Below are 16,069 nucleotides of genomic sequence, written 5' to 3'. Positions count from 1 at the left end.
AGTTGTTCGCGGGGATGGGGGCGGCCGCTATCGGTATAAGCCCCGCACCGACGCATGGAGCCGCGCAAGCCCTAAAAGGGCATCGATATTCGGCGTTTGCATGCCGATCTTCTGGCCTATTTCACGGACCGAACCGATCAGGGCATCCAGTTCCACAGCCCGGCCGGCCTCCACGTCTTGGAGCATGGAGGTCTTGAAGGCGCCCAACTTGCGGGTGACCCCGTTCCGCTCCTCCCCGTTCTGCTCCACCGGGCAGCCGATGACCCTGCCGATCTGTGCCGCCTCCTCCATGACCCGCAGGCAAAACCGGTTGACCAGGGGGTCGTCGAGGATCCTGTCGCAGGTTGCGCCGGTAAGTGCCGAAACAGGGTTCATGGTCATGTTTCCCCAGAGCTTGAACCAGATGTCCTGCTGGATATTCCGGGAGACGACGATATGGAGCCCCGCCGCCGTGAGCAGCTGCTCCAGGGAACGGATACGCTCCGACAGGGTCCCGTCGGGCTCGCCGATAATGAGCGTGTTGCCGAAAACATGCTTCACGTAGCCGGGCTCGAACAGCGCAAAACTGCCGTGGACGACCCCTCCCACGACGTTGCCCGCAGGTATGGCCGCGGCAATCGTCCCCTGGGGGTCCACGGATTCGAGGCTCATCCCCGAAAAGTCACCGCCGAAGCCGTTGAAAAACCACCACGGCACGCCATTCATGGCGGTCATGACCATGGTCTGGGGGCCGATCAACGGGGCGATCCGCCGGGCAATGGCCCCCATGGCGGTCGCCTTGACGGCGATGATGACCAGGTCCTGTATGCCGAGGGCCTCCGGTTCGGCCACCGCATTGACCGCCACCGTGAAGGTCTCATTATCGGTATGCAGCCTGAGTCCGTGCTGCTGCAGGGCCGTCAGCGTGGCCCCCTGATCGACCACGCCGACGGCGAAACCCGCGCGGGCCAATTGGGCGCCTATGAACCCGCCCACCGCCCCGGCGCCATAGATGCAGATGTTCTTCATACACGTCCCTCCTCTCGCTTTTCCCGGCACTCCTTCAGCCAACCGCTCATTTGCGGTCCCCGGGAACAGCCGCAATGTGCGGAAAAGCATTCAGCGGGCCGCAGGATGGCCGCGGTACACCGCCGTGAACAGGAACAGTACCACGACTCCCACAGCCCCGATAACGAAAAAACCGGCCCTGAACCCTTCTGCCCGGACGATCGGCCCCATGCCGGCCGAACTCAGCATCATGCCGGAATAGACGCAGGTGTTGTAGCACCCCATGGCAAGCCCGCGCACTTCCCGGGGCACAACGTCGGCAATGAGCGCGCAGATGACCGTATAGGCGACCCCCATGCTGCCTCCCATCAGCGCGGCGACCGCCATGAGCGGCCCCACGGAGGTGCAGGGCCCGAAGGCGGCCAGGGCCAGGAAGAACAGGGCCAGGCCGCCGGCCACGAGCCGCCCCCTGTCGGCAACCCGGTCGCACAGCCATCCCGACGGGTAGCGGGACAGGGCATTGGCCAGGGTCTGGATCGCGAACACGAACCCCACGTGCGTTGTGGTCATCCCCTGCCCCTTCATGGCGAGCGGCATAAAGGTGACGAACATCCCGTACCCCAGGCTGCTTCCCAGGGTGGCGACGAGGCAGGCGGCGAAGGGGCGGTTGGCCCAAAGCACCCTCAGCGCGGGCCGGATGGCGGGGGAGCTCCCACCACGACGGTGGCCGGCATGCCGGGGGAGCAGACAGAGCGCCACGAAAAACATGGCAAAGATAAGTCCCCCCGCCACGGGGAACACCATCCGCAGCCCCAGGGCGGTGCCCAGGAAACCTCCGACGGCAGGCCCGAGGGCCATGCCGGTGTACATCGCCATGGTATACCAGCCATAGGCACGTCCCAACGCTGCAGGGGTGGTGACGTCGGCCACGGAGGCCATGAGTGACGGCGAGAGGGTTGACAGCCCTACGCCGAAGGCCAGATAGATAAAGGCGATCTGCAGCGGGCTGTTGCTCCAGTAAAGCAGGAGCGACGAGCCGGTAAGGATGAGCAGACCGCCCAGGAGGGGGGGACGACGGCCCAGCCGGTCGGAAATGAGACCCGACGGTATGGAGAGGGCGGCCGCCATGAGCATGAAGGCGCCATTGATCATCCCGACCTGGACCGCATCGGCGCCCAGGGACGCGGCAAACAGCGGCACAATCGGCAAGCGCATGTACGAACCGAGGTAACTGACGAAACTGATGGTGCAGGCGACCAGCAGCAGCCTGGCAGCGGTATGCTCTCGTGATTCCATGGGTCACATCCGATCCTTGCCCTGTAACGGGCAGCAACGAATGTGCCATTATCGACAGGAGCCCAAAGGGCCTGAATCCTTTACCCGGCGGCCGCGACCCGCCGGAATGGTTCTTCTTTTGACACAGGGCTTATCAAATTGATAAAACGCCACGTCGTGCCACGGCGGCTTTCGCCTTTCCTCAGTCTTGGTGAACGGGGCCGAGACACCAGTCCAGTGGCAGGACCTGGATCCGGTCGCCGGCCTCGACCTTCGCCCCTTCCGGGATGATGGTGAGCGAATTGGCCATTGCCATGGATGCCAGCGTTCCCGTTTCCTCGGAGCAATTCAGCTTGACCCGGTATTCGCCGCGGGAATCGTGAAGCTTGCTCCATTTTACGAATGCTATCGCTTTCCGGTCCGGCAATGAATCCAGGGCGGTCGCCTTGACCGTCGCATGTTTGATCTTCGTATAGCCGAGCATCTTGAGCAAGGCCGGCCGCACCAGGGTTTCAAAATTGATCAGGCAGCCGGACGGGGGGCCGGCCAGGGCGAATACCGGGATGGGACCGCCTGTGCCTCCCTCGAGGGTCCCGTGCGTCTGGCCGAAGGCAAAAGAGGCGCCGGGCCCCATCTTGATCCGGGAAAAATGCAACTCGCCTATTTTGCCTATCACCAGCCGGATCAGGTCATAGTCCCCCTTGGAAACGCCGCCGCTGGTGATGATCGCATCCGCCATGGCCCCCTTTCTCATCATGGCCGAAACCGACTCTTCGTTGTCGCGGGCAATCCCCAGCACCATCGGTATGCCGCCGTAGTGGGAAATGAGCGAAGCGATTGCGGCGCTATTGCAATCGTAGGCCTTGCCGGGGGACAGTCTCCGACCGGCGGCGATCAATTCGTCGCCGGTGGAGATGACCGCAATGACCGGACGCCGGACCACCCGGATCCGGTTTTTTCCGTTTGCCGTGAGCGCAGATATTTGGGCCGGGCCGATAAGTGCCCCCTTCGGCAGCACCAGGGCGCCTTTCGCAATCGTGCTCCCCGCTTTCCGGATATTGCTTCCCGGTGCAACCCTGAGATAGACCTTTACCTCGGAAGGGTTGCCGCTGTTGGGGCCGTTCTTGTCTGCCGGTTCATCCGTGTCTTCAAACCGTACGACACAATCCGCCCCCTTGGGCAGTGCCGATCCGGTCATGATTCTCGCCGCCGTACCGCTGCGGATCTTCTTTTTCGGCAGGCTTCCGGCCCTGACCGTCTCGATGATCTGCAGTATGGCGGGATTCGCCTTACTGGCGCGCATGATATCGACGGACCTTACCGCGTAGCCGTCCGGCGCGGAAGAGTCCACCTGGGGCAGATCGTATTCCGAATAAACGTCCTCCGCCAAAACCTGGCCGATGCAGTCCATCAGGGGCTGCTCCACGGCTTCCAGTACATTGATCTTCTCAAGGATACTGGATCGCGCTTTGTCGTAATTTGTCATAGTCGTTCTCCTTGGTGGGATTGTCCGGCACGGCTTCATTCTCTGGAAGGGATACCACCACCGGCCGCCATTGCCTTACAATACAAAAACCGACGGAGCACCACACCCGTCGGCCTTTGCGCCGTAGTGTCCGCTCCTTTCCAAACCAGGGAGGCGGCGCTGTTTCCGGCGACGCCCACACCCGACCACCATAGCTCACAGCGCCTTGGGTGATGCTGGTCGGAGAGATTCTACCCATTTCGCTATATACATTATTATATATCGATAGGTCAAACAAATTGCATCTGGGGCCATCGCCACAGACGGGTCACATCTGTGTGCCTCGTTATTCGACGGCGGGGCGCGCCATCAAGGCCGACGGGTTCAGGGCCTCCGCATCCCCACCATGGCAGCGTACTCGTCCGGCGTATTCACATTGCAAAACGAACGTTCCGCTCCGGGGATGGATGCAAGTTCTTCCGATGTGACGTATCTCGTCCGCACACGATCCAACAGAATCAAAAGTTTCCGGTCACCCTGCCGGATGAGGTGCTCCACCTCCGCCAGGCAGCGCCGCCCGTACAGGGCATGCAATGGTTCCTTGCCCCCCTCGCTGATCGGCACCACCGCATCATGCCCCGGGGAGACGGCGGCCATCATTCGTATCACTTCCGGGTTGATGAAGGGGGCGTCACACGCCGTAACAAATATCCATTCATCGGAACTGGCCGCAAGGCCTGCATGCAGGCCGGCAATGGAACCAAAACCGGGATAGACGTCAGCCACCGTGCGGCACGGCAGAAAGGCATACACCTCCGGCGTATTGGTAACCAGCACCACATCCCGGAAGAGTTGGGCCATGGTGCGGTGGATCTTCTCGATCAGCGGCATGCCGTCCAGCGTCAGCAGGGCCTTGTTCCTGCCCATGCGACTGGATGCGCCGCCGGCCAGAATCACACCGGTTATGCCTTCAAGCGGCCCTCGAATCTCCTGCCCGCGGGAGGGTCTGTCCATTATGTCTCCTGGCGACCCGGGTGCCACAAACCGATGGTTTGGCACGACCCAGGATATCTGCCGATAAGTTTTCGAAGCAGCCGCATAGTAACCTATTTGGCTCTTTGTTTCTCGCGAAAAATGAGCTGAGCAACCACGGGTGTTCCCTGGTCCGGGGCGCCAGCCCTAGGAAACCAGAAATTCCGCAAAGGCGCGGTCATGGACCTGGATGTGTTCCATCCAGAGCAGGCGGATAGCGGCCAACTCGTCGGGCAGCACGCTCTGCCCTTTGCTGAAGCGATGCCGCAACTCGGCGGTGGTGATGCAGATGGTCTGGTGGTGCAGACCGTGCTGTACGGCCTGGGGGAACCCCACCAACTCCATGTAACTGTTCTCGGAGCCGATATGATCCATCATGGCCTCCAGAAGATGATCCACTTCAAGCACCAGGTTGCGGCCCGGTTCCCGGCGAACCAGTCCGATCATGGCATCCAGTTGGCCGATGATGCTCCGGTACCGGCTGTCGCAGGCCAGCTTTCTCGCGCCCAGCGGCAACGGGTCAACCATCATGCCGGGAAGGGGACTGCTGCATTGTCCGTAGGTGTGCAGTTCCATAATCCGTGTCCTTTTTCATCAGAGACCCGCCGGCAGACAGCCCGGTTCCCATGCCGGGCCTCCCTCGTACCCGGACAGACCGTTTCCGGTGGCGTTTCGATACGGCATGGCGCCGCACCTTGACTGCCGAATCATCCATGTGTCAAGAACACCCGTGGAGGAGGGAGGGTCACTCCACGGGCTCCATGCACGCAGAAAGGGGTTCGGCGGCCCCGGGTTCTGCGCTTGCAACCGTCTCGGGTCAGCTTTTCGAGTGAGACGCTGTTTCAGATTGCAGCGAGCATGCCATTGAATACGCACCAATAACCATCATGAATTATTGCATTTATTTACAAAAGCCGCTCAAAGGCTTCTTGTTTTGATAAGTCGTGTATCAATTTGGAAAATACAAGCCCCCTTTCAAACAAAAAAGCCCGGCACATCGAGCCGGGCTTTTTCATGCATCCCTTGCTGCCGGTCGTCAGGGCAGCTTGTAGATATGGAGCGCAGCCCTGCGGGCCGCAAGGGGATTGTAATCGGGAAACGCCACAACGGTTACAAGCGCCTTGCTTCCCCCGTTGTTCGCATCCGCCAGGCGGAAGTCGGCCAGGTAGCTCTTTTCCTGTATCGAATGCCAGGCATCACGCAGGGTCGAACCATCCCATGTCATGGCCTTCATCTCCGATTTCGAGAACATCCTTACCCGGGAAAGCAGACTGAAACCGGTGTTGACCGGGACCACAATCTCCCCGTTTTCGTTCACCACGATGCGGGACGGCAGGTACGAAATCCGGCTTTCCCCGCCGCTCTGGACATCCTCGGTCATCTCCAGGTAGGACTCGCTTCCCCCCATTTTGTCCACGCTGCTGCCAACGACCTGGCCGTCCGGCGCGACGATATTCAGATAGCCGTCAGCTCCCAGGCAGGCGAACAGCTTCCGGTCTTTGAAGCGGAACGGGGTAAAATCATACAGGTTTGCCTTGGCAGGCACCTCGGCTGCCCCACCTTTGGCAAGTTCGGTGCCCGCCAGCCTGACCCGGAATACCGGCCCGGAAAACTCGCGTCCCTGGACCCCCATCTCCTGGGCAAGCAGAATGGGCCCCTCTCCCGGCAGCATGAGGCTGCGCATGTGCCAGGGAATCCCTTTCCGGGCTATGCGGTACCGACCATCCTGCGATTCTATCATGACCCCCGAAAGATTTCCGGCATCGGTAACGGCCGAGACAAAGAGTTGCGGGCGGCCGTTTCCTTTCAGATCGAAGCCATCCAAGTGATAGGCCCTCATGGCGACACCGAGGGGGATCGTGGCCAACTGCTGATAATTTCCGCCGGCCAGGCGATAGATCTCCACCCTGTCGCCAAAAGCCACGGCAACCTCCTGCTTGCCGTCCCCGTCGAAATCCCCTGTCTCCACACCCACCGGCGTACCTTTCATGGGAGGGCTGGTCCAGTAGGTTTCCGTACCGGAATCGAAGACGCGGCTGATCATGGCGCTTTCGCTCTTCTCGGCTGCCGGCGCGTTGGCCGTGACAGTGCTGATTCGCGCCTGCTGCGTGCCGGGGGTCGGATAGGCATGGATTATTTCAAAGTCAGGGGAGCGTACTTCCAGCCCCTGGCTGGTGAGGACAAAGTAGAGGGCGGGAGATTTCCCCGCAGGAAGGGCGGGGGTTGCTGGTCTGCTCTTTTGGGATGCCGCGTATCCCTGCCACGGGAGATGGGGCAGGGTCGTCTGCAGTTCTTTGAACAACGGCTCCCCTTGGCCGGTATAGTCCCAGAAATCCACATCGATATTCTGGAACCGGCGGATGACATCCCCGTTTCTGATGCCGGATACGGCCCCGAGGGGGCGGCAATAGGAATAGCCCGCCTTGATGCGGGTGACCTGCAAGATACCTTTCACGGTGTCCTGGGTGCCGAGCACTTCCTTGGTCACCGGATGAATGATCTTTTCACCGGGGGTCACCACGCTGAAAATATCGCCGACGGCAATCTGCTGCCGCGCATCGAGATCGATGATGAACTCGTTCCCGGCCGGTTGGATGACGTAGCCGGAAAGCGGGGCAAAATCACGCACCAGCGCCTCATCAAAGGCCGCCGAGGCGTTCAGGACGGTGACAGACAGGAACAGCGCGAGTAGAAAGGAAGTGGCCCGTAGCGTGCGTAACATACCTATGCTCCTCCTGGACAACGTGGTCAGTTAGTGCTTCATGATTTCTCTATCACATGACGGACCGGGCGTAAAGGTCGAAACGCAGGGCACTCCCCCCTCCCGGGGAGCCTGGACCGGGCGGCCAAGGCGCCAAGCTCACCGGACAGGTGTCCCGTCTTTACGGCAAACAACCACATCCTTATGTGCCGGATAAAAAAATCGGGGGGATTTCTCCCCCCCATTACATGAAGGAGGCTCGTTTGTGAGCCTTGTGAAGCTGTCGTTGACTAGAAGCTCATTTCCCACTTGGCGCCGGCTTCCAGCGTCCGCGGCTCCTTGTTGCCAAGCGTGTTCGTCATGTCGTTCATGTAGCCGATCTCAGGCACGATCTTGAAGTTCTTGCTCACCTGGTAATGCGCGTTCACGAAAGCGGCAAAACGCTCGTCCGCACGGGTCTTGCGGTTGTCGTCAGATACGTAGGATGCGCCGGCGTAGATCTTCAGTTTCGGGTTCACCGTGTAGCCGATCTGGCCCCAGCCACCGTACGTGTACGCGTTCGCGTCGTTCGTTACGTCATAGTAGGAGGCCGTGCCCGTCGTGCTGAACGTCGCAGAGGTCGCAACATAGGCGCTCGCCGCAGAGCTCATCAGGTCGCCCAGGTTCCGGCCCGTGAAAAGGTTGTAGCTGAATTCAACCGGCGCTACATCCACCTTCCCGTGGAAGAAGACCAGGTACGAGTGGATGTCCGTCTTGATCGGAGTGGCGTTGGCAGCCGTGACACGCTCAAGGTTGTACAGGTTGTACGATACGCCGCCGCCGTAGGTCCAGTTCGACAGTTTGCCTTCGTAGCCCGTCACGATCTTCGGCATGATGGTGTTGTAGTTCGTGTACGTCGTGGCGTAGGTGTTGGCTGTCTCGGAGAAGGCCGCAAGGCTGCTGCCGGCACCAGCGGCGTTGCTGGTGTAGACGCTGCCGGCACCGGCACGCGGCTGCATCAGGGTGAAGTAAAAGCCGTTGTTCATGGTCAGTTTGATCTGGGCGTAACGGCCGTCCCACAGCGAGCCGTAGGCGTTCATACCGCCGTCGCTGTCCCACGTCATCTGCGTGCGGTACACGTACGGGCTGGGCGCTTTACCCACGCGGATCTTGCCCTTCCCGAAATCCCACTCACCGAACAGCAACCGAACTTCAGGGCCGGAGCTCGCGGCCTTCGGGTTGAAAGCGCCCATTTCAGCCACCGCCGAAAAGTCCCCTTCCTTCACGCGGACGCCCACAAGGCTGTCGCCCATCAGGTCGAGGCTGAAGTCGCTGTCGCTCCTCCGAGCGCCATAGCTCGCTCCCGCAGTGGCACTGTAATACTGGTTCTGCGTCCAGTACGTACCAACCCGGACCGCACCGTAACCACTGAAGTCCACCGCCAACGCGGGTACAGACAGCGCCACCGACGCCGCACATGCTACCACTCCAACAATCCCTCTCTTCATTCTCGTCTCCTTATGGTGAATTTACCCATTGGCAAAAAAGGCCAATCGGGTCATATAAAACACGAACTTAATTCATTGTTGCCTATTACCCGATGCGCGGACACGGGCACAACAACCGTGTCCGCGCGGTGAGAGCCACATCGGGTAGTGACGAACGGATCACCCCGCCGCAAGCAGCGGGGTGACAACGTCAGCATGCCGCGGGGCGGTCAAGCTCTCCCCAGGGGCTCGTCAGGTTTATGGAACAATGAAGTCGAACCGTTCATGGCAGGGGAGACAGAAATTCTCCGACTTCTTGTGCTGGTGGTGGCACAGGTTGCAATCGCCTTCCGTACCGTAGTGGCGGTTCTCATGCGGGTTGCGCGGCTGGACGTTGGCCGTCTTCTGGGCCAGTTTTGCCGTCTCTCCGTGGCAGCTCACGCACGTTGCCATCGGCACCGCGCCGGGGGTCTTGGCTTTGCCGTGGCACTGGGCGCATTTGACGCCCTTTTGCGCATGCAGTTTGCCCAACTCGCCGTCTTTCGCCTTCGGCGCAGTCGCGGCAAAGGCCCCCGCCGTCAAAAGCCCCCCCAGAAGCACAACCAGTGAAATGGCACACAAGAACGTTTGTATGGTTTTGTTCTTCATCTTTTCTCCTCTCGTAAATAGGTGACTTTAGTGGTGCCGGGAACGGCAGCAGCCGTTCCCGATCTTTCAGGATGCTTCCGGACTACAGCTTCGCCACGTGCTTTCCGGTCAGGTAGCCGAAGGTGTAGCAACGCCCCAGGGAGAGCCCGAAGACGGTGAGCGGATAGTCCACCCCGCCGTAGAAGCCGCCGCCCAGGTTGCCGATCACATACAGCCCCTTGATCGGCTTGCCGTCGGCATTGAGGGCCTGGTGGTCGTCGTTGATCAGCATGCCGGAGCAGATCGTGGAGACGCGCACCCGGCGATGGATGCCGTAGAACGGGGCCTTCAGGACCGGGACCAGGCGGTCGGCGGGCTTGCCGAAATCGCTGTCCTGGCCGGAGGCAACCACCTCGTTGTAGCGTTTGACCGTCGCAACGAACGTGGCCGGGTCGACTTCCAGCTTCTTGGCCAGCTCTTCCAGCGTGTCCGCCACGTGGGTGTTGATAAGCGACGGGAAGACCCCTTTCTTGGGGCCCGGAACGTCGGGCATGTAGTTCTTCAGCCCTTCGGGCGGAACCAGCTTGCCCGGCCAGGTCGCGGCCTGGGTCATGTAGTCCGAATCGAAGACCTGCGAGTAGTGGCCGGCGTTCTTTTCATCGCGCAGGTAGTTGTTGAGCAGCGACATCTCCACGGTCTCGTTGACGAACCGTTTCCCCTGGCGGTCGACGGCCAGAAACGGCATGTCGCACATGGTGGCCGGACCGGCGTCGAAGTCGTGCAGCATCTTGGTGTGGCCGATGGGCTCGATCACGCCGCCCGCCCAGTAGGCCATGGCAAAACCGTCGCCGGTGCGGTCCATCTGCTTGCGCCCGAAGTTCTTCAGGTCGGGGATGAAGTATTCGCACATGGCCTTGTTGTTCTGGTAGTCGCCGGTCGCCAGGATGACGCCCTTCTTGGCCAAAAACTTCGTGTATTTGCCGTCCCGCCCCTTGGCAATCACGCCGATCACTTCACCGGACTTGGTCTGGACCAACTGCACGGCCGGCATGTTGAAGAAAAACTTGACCCCGGCCTTCTCGGCGGTCTTGGCCAGGTGGCGCATGCCGTCGCCCGTGGTATAGGGCTTCGGACCGAAGAACGAGGTGACGTAATTCAGGGTGTAGCCGTTGACCTTGCGGATGGCAACCTGGGGGCCGCTTCCCTGGTCCACGACCGGCGAGCCGGCCTGTTTGGCGCGATCGATGACCCATTTGACCGCCTCCCCGGAGTTGTAGGCCCACTGCCTGATGAGCGACGGGCTGCAGCGGTGGGCGCTGTCGGCGATGAGCCGTGCCACCAGTGCCTCCACGCCGGCCTTGTCGCTCTTTGCCAGATCGATGCCGGAACCGGTATTGCCCTGGGAAATCGGCATGGGGTGCTTCTGGACCACCGCAACCTTCGCGCCGTTCTCGGCGGCGGAGAGCGCCGCCGGGACACCCGCGGCGCCCGCACCGACCACCACGACGTCGAACGTCACCGTATGCGCGATCTCCTTGTCCGTGATCGGCTTCGGCTTCGGCATGAAATTGAGCGTCGCGCCACCGTCCGAACTCTTGGCGAACTGCCCGCCTTTTTCCACCGCCGCCTCAGCATCCTTCGCGGCAAAACCGCCGAGACCCAGCAAGCCGGCGCCGGCGGCGCCCATTGCCGTGCGGGACAGGAAGCTCCGCCGTGAGATGCCCTGTTCGAGCACATGCTTAGTGTACTGATCCATACCACTCTCCTCGTTCGTTGTGTCGTGAGCCATTCCTCTTACCTCCTCTGAGTTGTCTTCAACCATCAAACTGCCCTCCTCACTCTGGTTATGCTGCTGCAAAACTGACGGGTTACGACTGCATACAGTGCGGCCACATGCCGGCAAAGCACCTGCAGCCAGTGGTAAAACCATCACAAACCTTGCCCCGCTCCTTCCGTATGCCCTGGCAGCTTCCGCTTTCCCGATGCTCCCGGCCAGTAGACAGTATATCAATAAAATAAATCATTACTAATAAACCGTCTGTACTTTTCTTCAGACACGATTGCTTGACCAAAGAAGGCAGCTGCGGCAAAAGCAGAAGCGACAGCAATATAAAGCAACGTCTGTGCCCGCAAATACAACATATTGATATTACTTTGCATTAAAATTAAATATCGTTTACAATAAACAAAATTTCACAATATATTGTAAAAACCGTAACATAATATAAATTACCCTCTTTCATTTGCCGCTCCACGGAAAGCGTTCTTTTCGGGGTCGGGCCGGAAAGGAAAAGATTGAATGGAATTACGCAAATTATGGTTTGAGATGGAAGAATGGGAGAGAGATGTCCTGCTGTATCTGGTCCAGGGCATTTCACCGGTCTCCATCGACCTGCTCTGCGTGTTGTCGGCGCGCTCCCCCGTGGAAATACTCACGGTGATGGACAAGCTCAAAAAGAAAAAGGTCGTCTGCGAGAAAAAGGAATGCCCCAAGGGCACCTATTTCCTCTGTGAAAGCCAACTGGGGGAACAGATCCGGGAATACGTCCCGGAGGAGGCCATGCGGGAAGCCGTGTGCGCCATGATCAGGACCTACCATCAATTCCTCGACGAGGGGCACGACAAGGACCTCGCCCTGGCGAAACTGTACCTGGAAAACGGCGAATGCCCACAAGGGCTGAGCTACGTGAGAAACGCCGCCGACTTCTTCCTCCAGACCGACCAGCCGGACAAGGCGCTGGCCTATTACGACTACCTGGTGCGCACCGTTGCCGCTGCCGGCCTGAACGCCGGCAATGCGGAGTTCTACCTGTCCGGTTTCATGGGGAAGATCGAAACCACGGGGCAATGGATCCCGGTGGACGAGATCGTCTCCCAGGTGTTCGAGGCCTGCGCGGTGGCCCGGCGCTACCGGCAGTGGCAGTTCCTGGCGCGGGCGCAGTTCGAGCTGATCTGGCGCCTGCTCCTGCAGGGCGACATCAAAAAGGCGGCCCACTATGTTTCCGCGACCATGAAGCTGGCCGAAAGGCTGGCCGACAAGCGGATGATCAAGATGGCGGCCATGTGGCAGTGCGAGATCCACCGCTGGCGGGGCGAAGTGGCGGAGGGGGTCCGGCGCTACGAGGAGTCGGTGGAGAAGCTGGAGACCTTCGGGGACGACAAGCCGTCGCTGTGGGCCGGGGCTGCGCTGGGGCTGAGCTACGTCATCTCCGGCCGGGCGGCCCAGGGGTTGGGGATGATCGAGGCGGTGCGTCTCAAGACCAACCTGCTCAACATCATGTCCCGGCGGCTGGTGGTGTTCGTGGACCGGATGCTCATCGTGTCGCTGCTCGAGATCCGCAGGCTCGACGAGGCGAAGGCCTACGTCGACGCCATGCTCACGCTGCCGAATGAACTGCTTGGACACTACCAGCTGCGCGAACTCTGCCTTCTCCGCGCCTATTTCCTGTGCGGCGAGGGCAAGTACCGGGAGGCGTTCGATTACCACGTAAAGGCCACGGAATACGCCCGGTACGGCGGCTTTGTTCAGCAGAAGCTCCCCTGGAGCTTCGAATACATGGACGCCCTGGAAAAACAGGGGTTCATCCATGAAGAGATGAATTACGACGGGGAGGTGGAGCGGGTCCTCAGGGGACACGACATCTACATGAAGGGGGTCGGCCTGCGCTACCGGGCCCTGCGCAGCCTGGAGCGGCACGAGCCGTGTGAAAGGGTGTTGGCGGACCTGCACGGGAGCGAGAGTCTTCTGGAGCGGGCCGGCGCCGAGATCGAGCTGGCCCGGACCCGCATCGCCCTGGGACGCGCCAGCTTGAAGCGGGACGACCTGAAGAACGCCCAGAGCTACCTGGAAAAGGCGTGGCTCATCTTCTCCAAGATCGACAAAAAACTTTTCCCCCAGGAACTGCTGACAATTCTGCCTCTTGAAAAACGGAATGAGATTGCGATTAACAGGATCATCGCCATTAACGAGTCCTTGGGAAATATCAGGGAAAAAACACCGTTCATCAATCAGGTGATCAGCGCGGCGCTGGATTTCACCATGACCACCCGCGGGGCCTTCTTCAGCACGGAGCCGGACCGGGAGCCACGGGTCGTGGCCAGCAGGAATATCGATCCGCTGTTCTTCACGACCAAACAGTTCCAACGGATCAAGGAGGTCGTAGCCCGGGCGGCCCGGACGGCATCGGAACGGCTCGTGCCGGGGCCGGGCGAAGAGGGCGCCGTCACGGATGAAGGGTTGGCCCGGGACGGCATCACGTCCCTCATCTGCATGCCGGCGAAACTGTATGATACGGTCCAGGGGTATCTGTATCTCGACAACCGGTTCACAGGGGGGAGATTCTCCGAAAACCAGCTTCTCTATCTGCGGCTTCTGTGCAGCCAGATGGCGGTAGGGCTGTCCAACATCGAGGCCTACGAGGCGATCCGGGAACTGAAGGACCGCTATCAGGACGAGGCGGTCTTCTACAAGCGGGAGATGGGGATCGACAACCCCATCGAGACCATCGTCGGCACCTCCACGGGGATCACCACGGTCAAGGAGGCGATCCGCCAGGTGGCGCCCACGGACAGCTCGGTGCTGGTCATGGGCGAAACCGGCGTGGGCAAGGAACTCGTCGCCAAGGCCATCCACAACCTGAGCAACCGCAAGGACGGCCCCTTCATCCCGGTCAACTTGGCGGCCATCCCGGCCGAGCTCTTCGTCAGCGAACTCTTCGGCCACGAAAAGGGGGCCTTCACCGGGGCCGGGGACCTGTACAAGGGGCGTTTCGAGTTGGCCCACGGCGGGACCATCTTCCTGGACGAGATCGGCGACCTGCCGCTGCACGTCCAGGTGAGGCTGCTGCGCGTCCTCCAGGAGGGGAGCTTCGAGCGGCTTGGGAGCTCGAAAGCGATCCGTTCCGACTTCCGGGTGGTGGCGGCCACCAACAAGGACCTGGCGCGGGAGGTGGAAAAGGGGACGTTCCGCCAGGACCTGTACTACCGGCTGAACGTCTTCCCGATCCAGGTGCCGCCGCTGCGCGAGAGGCTGGAGGATATCCGCCCCCTGGCCCAGCATTTCCTCGTCCTGTCCAGCCGCAAGATGCGCAAAAAGCCGGGGCATATCCCCGCCGACGAGCTGCGCAAGCTGATGAATTACACCTGGCCGGGCAATGTTCGGGAGTTGAAGCATTCGGTGGAGCGGGCCGTCGTCCTGTGCACCGATGGTAAAACCCATTTTTCGGGGATTGAGCAGGCCGCGGGAGGCTCGCTGGCCGGGGGGGATTCCTTTTTGGCACCAATGGTGGACGTTGAGCGGGAGCATATCGAAAAGGTCCTGAACGCCACGCGCTGGCGGGTTACCGGTCCAAAAGGCGCAGCGCTCATCCTTGGACTGAAGCCGACGACGCTGTTTGCCCGCATGAAAAAGCTGGGCATCAGCCGGACATAGGAAAGACAAAAATGCGGCCACCTCAACTGCCTGCAAGGTCGTCACTACCCGATTGTCAAGGGCAAGACCATCGCCGCACATGCCCCGGCGACAGACAGTCCGGGACCTGATTCGGGACAGCCTGACGACTGCCCCGAATCAGTGCAAACGTCATTGCATATGCTCAGATTTATTCGGTACGGCTGGTGATCTCGATAAGATGATAGCCGAATTGGGTCTCCACCGGGCCGAGAACCTTGCCGACTTCTCCCGAAAAGACTACCTGGTCGAACTCCCTGACCATCTGACCGGGGCGGAATTCCCCCAGTGCGCCGCCCTTCCTTTTTGAGGGGCACAGGGAGTGCTCCTCGGCAACCGCTCCGAAATCGGCGCCTGCCTCGATCTTCGCTTTCAGATTTTCACATTCTTCTTTTGTCTTGACCAGAATGTGACGTGCACTTGCTGTAGCCATCTATGTTCTCCTTGTGGTGATTCCTGCCCGCGAGGTCAGGCGTCAATAGTGGACACGGTGGATTGCCTGCGTCCTGATGTTGATGGTGGTACTCTTCTGTGTACAGTCACAGCCCGTGCAGGCCGCGGGATTGCGTGGGCGCCTTCCGGGGTTCCCTTCCCGTGAGGACGGGGGCAAGACGGCAGGCCCCACGGCCCCGAGGTCAGTCGATGCGCTGTACCGCTCCCCCCGGATGAATGGCCCCGCCGGTAATGACCTTGGCGAAGATCCCCTCCTTGGGCATGACGCAGTCGCCGGCCTGGTAGTAGATGGCGCAGCGGGTGTGGCATTCCTTGCCGATCTGGGTCACCTCCAGCAGGGTCTCCCCCACCCGCAGCCGGGTCCCGATGGGCAACGTCACCAGTTCGATGCCGCTGGTGGTGATGTTCTCCGCGAAATCCCCCGCAGTGACGTTCAGCCCCAGGGCCCGCATCTTGTCGATGCTCTCCTCGGCCAGAAGGCTCACCTGGCGGTGCCAGTCGCCGGCATGGGCGTCCCCCACGATGCCGTGATTCTCCTTCACGGTGACCTCTGCCACCGGCGTCTTGCGCTCGCCTTTCTTCTCGCTGATGCAGACGGCGACAACCTGTGCCAT

At 60.7% G+C, this 16,069-nt stretch carries 13 protein-coding genes and 1 riboswitch; of the genes, 1 reads left to right on the top strand and 12 read right to left on the bottom strand.

Annotation, left to right across the window (positions count from 1 at the left end):
* Positions 1-27: 27 nt before the first annotated feature.
* The 10 genes from FO488_RS01950 to FO488_RS19265 all read right to left on the bottom strand — a co-directional run bounded on the left by FO488_RS01950 (position 28) and on the right by FO488_RS19265 (position 11,713).
* Positions 28-1,008, bottom strand: coding sequence for a 2-dehydropantoate 2-reductase (locus FO488_RS01950; RefSeq protein ID WP_149208986.1), 981 nt, complete (start codon positions 1,006-1,008; stop codon positions 28-30).
* 90 nt (positions 1,009-1,098) lie between these two features.
* Entirely contained in the window at positions 1,099-2,283 is a 1,185-nt protein-coding gene (locus tag FO488_RS01945; RefSeq protein ID WP_149208985.1) for an MFS transporter, read from the bottom strand.
* 181 nt (positions 2,284-2,464) lie between these two features.
* The gene (gene glp, locus FO488_RS01940) at positions 2,465-3,748 is read right to left on the bottom strand and encodes a gephyrin-like molybdotransferase Glp (RefSeq protein ID WP_168205834.1); all 1,284 of its coding nucleotides are present in this window, start codon (positions 3,746-3,748) and stop codon (positions 2,465-2,467) included.
* 116 nt (positions 3,749-3,864) lie between these two features.
* Positions 3,865-3,985, bottom strand: a riboswitch (molybdenum cofactor riboswitch).
* A 126-nt stretch (positions 3,986-4,111) separates the two neighbouring features.
* Positions 4,112-4,741 carry a molybdenum cofactor guanylyltransferase gene (locus FO488_RS01935; protein WP_149208983.1) on the bottom strand — a complete coding sequence of 210 codons (630 nt, stop codon included), beginning with the start codon at positions 4,739-4,741 and terminating at the stop codon, positions 4,112-4,114.
* Between the two features lie 165 nt (positions 4,742-4,906).
* Positions 4,907-5,335 carry a hypothetical protein gene (locus tag FO488_RS01930; protein ID WP_149208982.1) on the bottom strand — a complete coding sequence of 143 codons (429 nt, stop codon included), beginning with the start codon at positions 5,333-5,335 and terminating at the stop codon, positions 4,907-4,909.
* Positions 5,336-5,795: 460 nt separating this feature from the next.
* Entirely contained in the window at positions 5,796-7,481 is a 1,686-nt protein-coding gene (locus FO488_RS01925; protein ID WP_149208981.1) for a VCBS repeat-containing protein, read from the bottom strand.
* Positions 7,482-7,750: 269 nt separating this feature from the next.
* Positions 7,751-8,947, bottom strand: coding sequence for a hypothetical protein (locus FO488_RS01920; RefSeq protein WP_149208973.1), 1,197 nt, complete (start codon positions 8,945-8,947; stop codon positions 7,751-7,753).
* Between the two features lie 237 nt (positions 8,948-9,184).
* Positions 9,185-9,574 carry a cytochrome c3 family protein gene (locus FO488_RS01915; protein WP_149208980.1) on the bottom strand — a complete coding sequence of 130 codons (390 nt, stop codon included), beginning with the start codon at positions 9,572-9,574 and terminating at the stop codon, positions 9,185-9,187.
* Between the two features lie 82 nt (positions 9,575-9,656).
* Positions 9,657-11,309: an FAD-binding protein gene (locus FO488_RS01910; protein WP_205743329.1), complete on the bottom strand. Its 1,653-nt coding sequence runs from the start codon at positions 11,307-11,309 to the stop codon at positions 9,657-9,659.
* A gap of 251 nt (positions 11,310-11,560) precedes the next feature.
* Entirely contained in the window at positions 11,561-11,713 is a 153-nt protein-coding gene (locus FO488_RS19265) for a hypothetical protein (RefSeq protein ID WP_168205833.1), read from the bottom strand.
* A gap of 139 nt (positions 11,714-11,852) precedes the next feature.
* On the opposite strand from FO488_RS19265, the gene FO488_RS01905 reads away from it, so the two are divergent.
* Positions 11,853-14,984: a sigma 54-interacting transcriptional regulator gene (locus FO488_RS01905; protein ID WP_149208978.1), complete on the top strand. Its 3,132-nt coding sequence runs from the start codon at positions 11,853-11,855 to the stop codon at positions 14,982-14,984.
* A gap of 169 nt (positions 14,985-15,153) precedes the next feature.
* On the opposite strand, the gene FO488_RS01900 is transcribed toward FO488_RS01905, so the two are convergent.
* Together FO488_RS01900 and FO488_RS01895 are read right to left on the bottom strand one after the other, a co-directional pair.
* Positions 15,154-15,435: a peptidylprolyl isomerase gene (locus FO488_RS01900; RefSeq protein WP_149208977.1), complete on the bottom strand. Its 282-nt coding sequence runs from the start codon at positions 15,433-15,435 to the stop codon at positions 15,154-15,156.
* Between the two features lie 202 nt (positions 15,436-15,637).
* On the bottom strand, positions 15,638-16,069 hold the full coding sequence (locus tag FO488_RS01895) for an MOSC domain-containing protein (RefSeq protein ID WP_149208976.1): 432 nt from the start codon (positions 16,067-16,069) through the stop codon (positions 15,638-15,640).

The sequence above is a fragment of the Geobacter sp. FeAm09 genome (genome assembly GCF_008330225.1).
GTDB lineage: Bacteria > Desulfobacterota > Desulfuromonadia > Geobacterales > Pseudopelobacteraceae > Oryzomonas.
The sequence above is the reverse complement of the archived record's forward strand: the minus strand, read 5'-3'. Positions and strand labels throughout refer to the sequence as shown.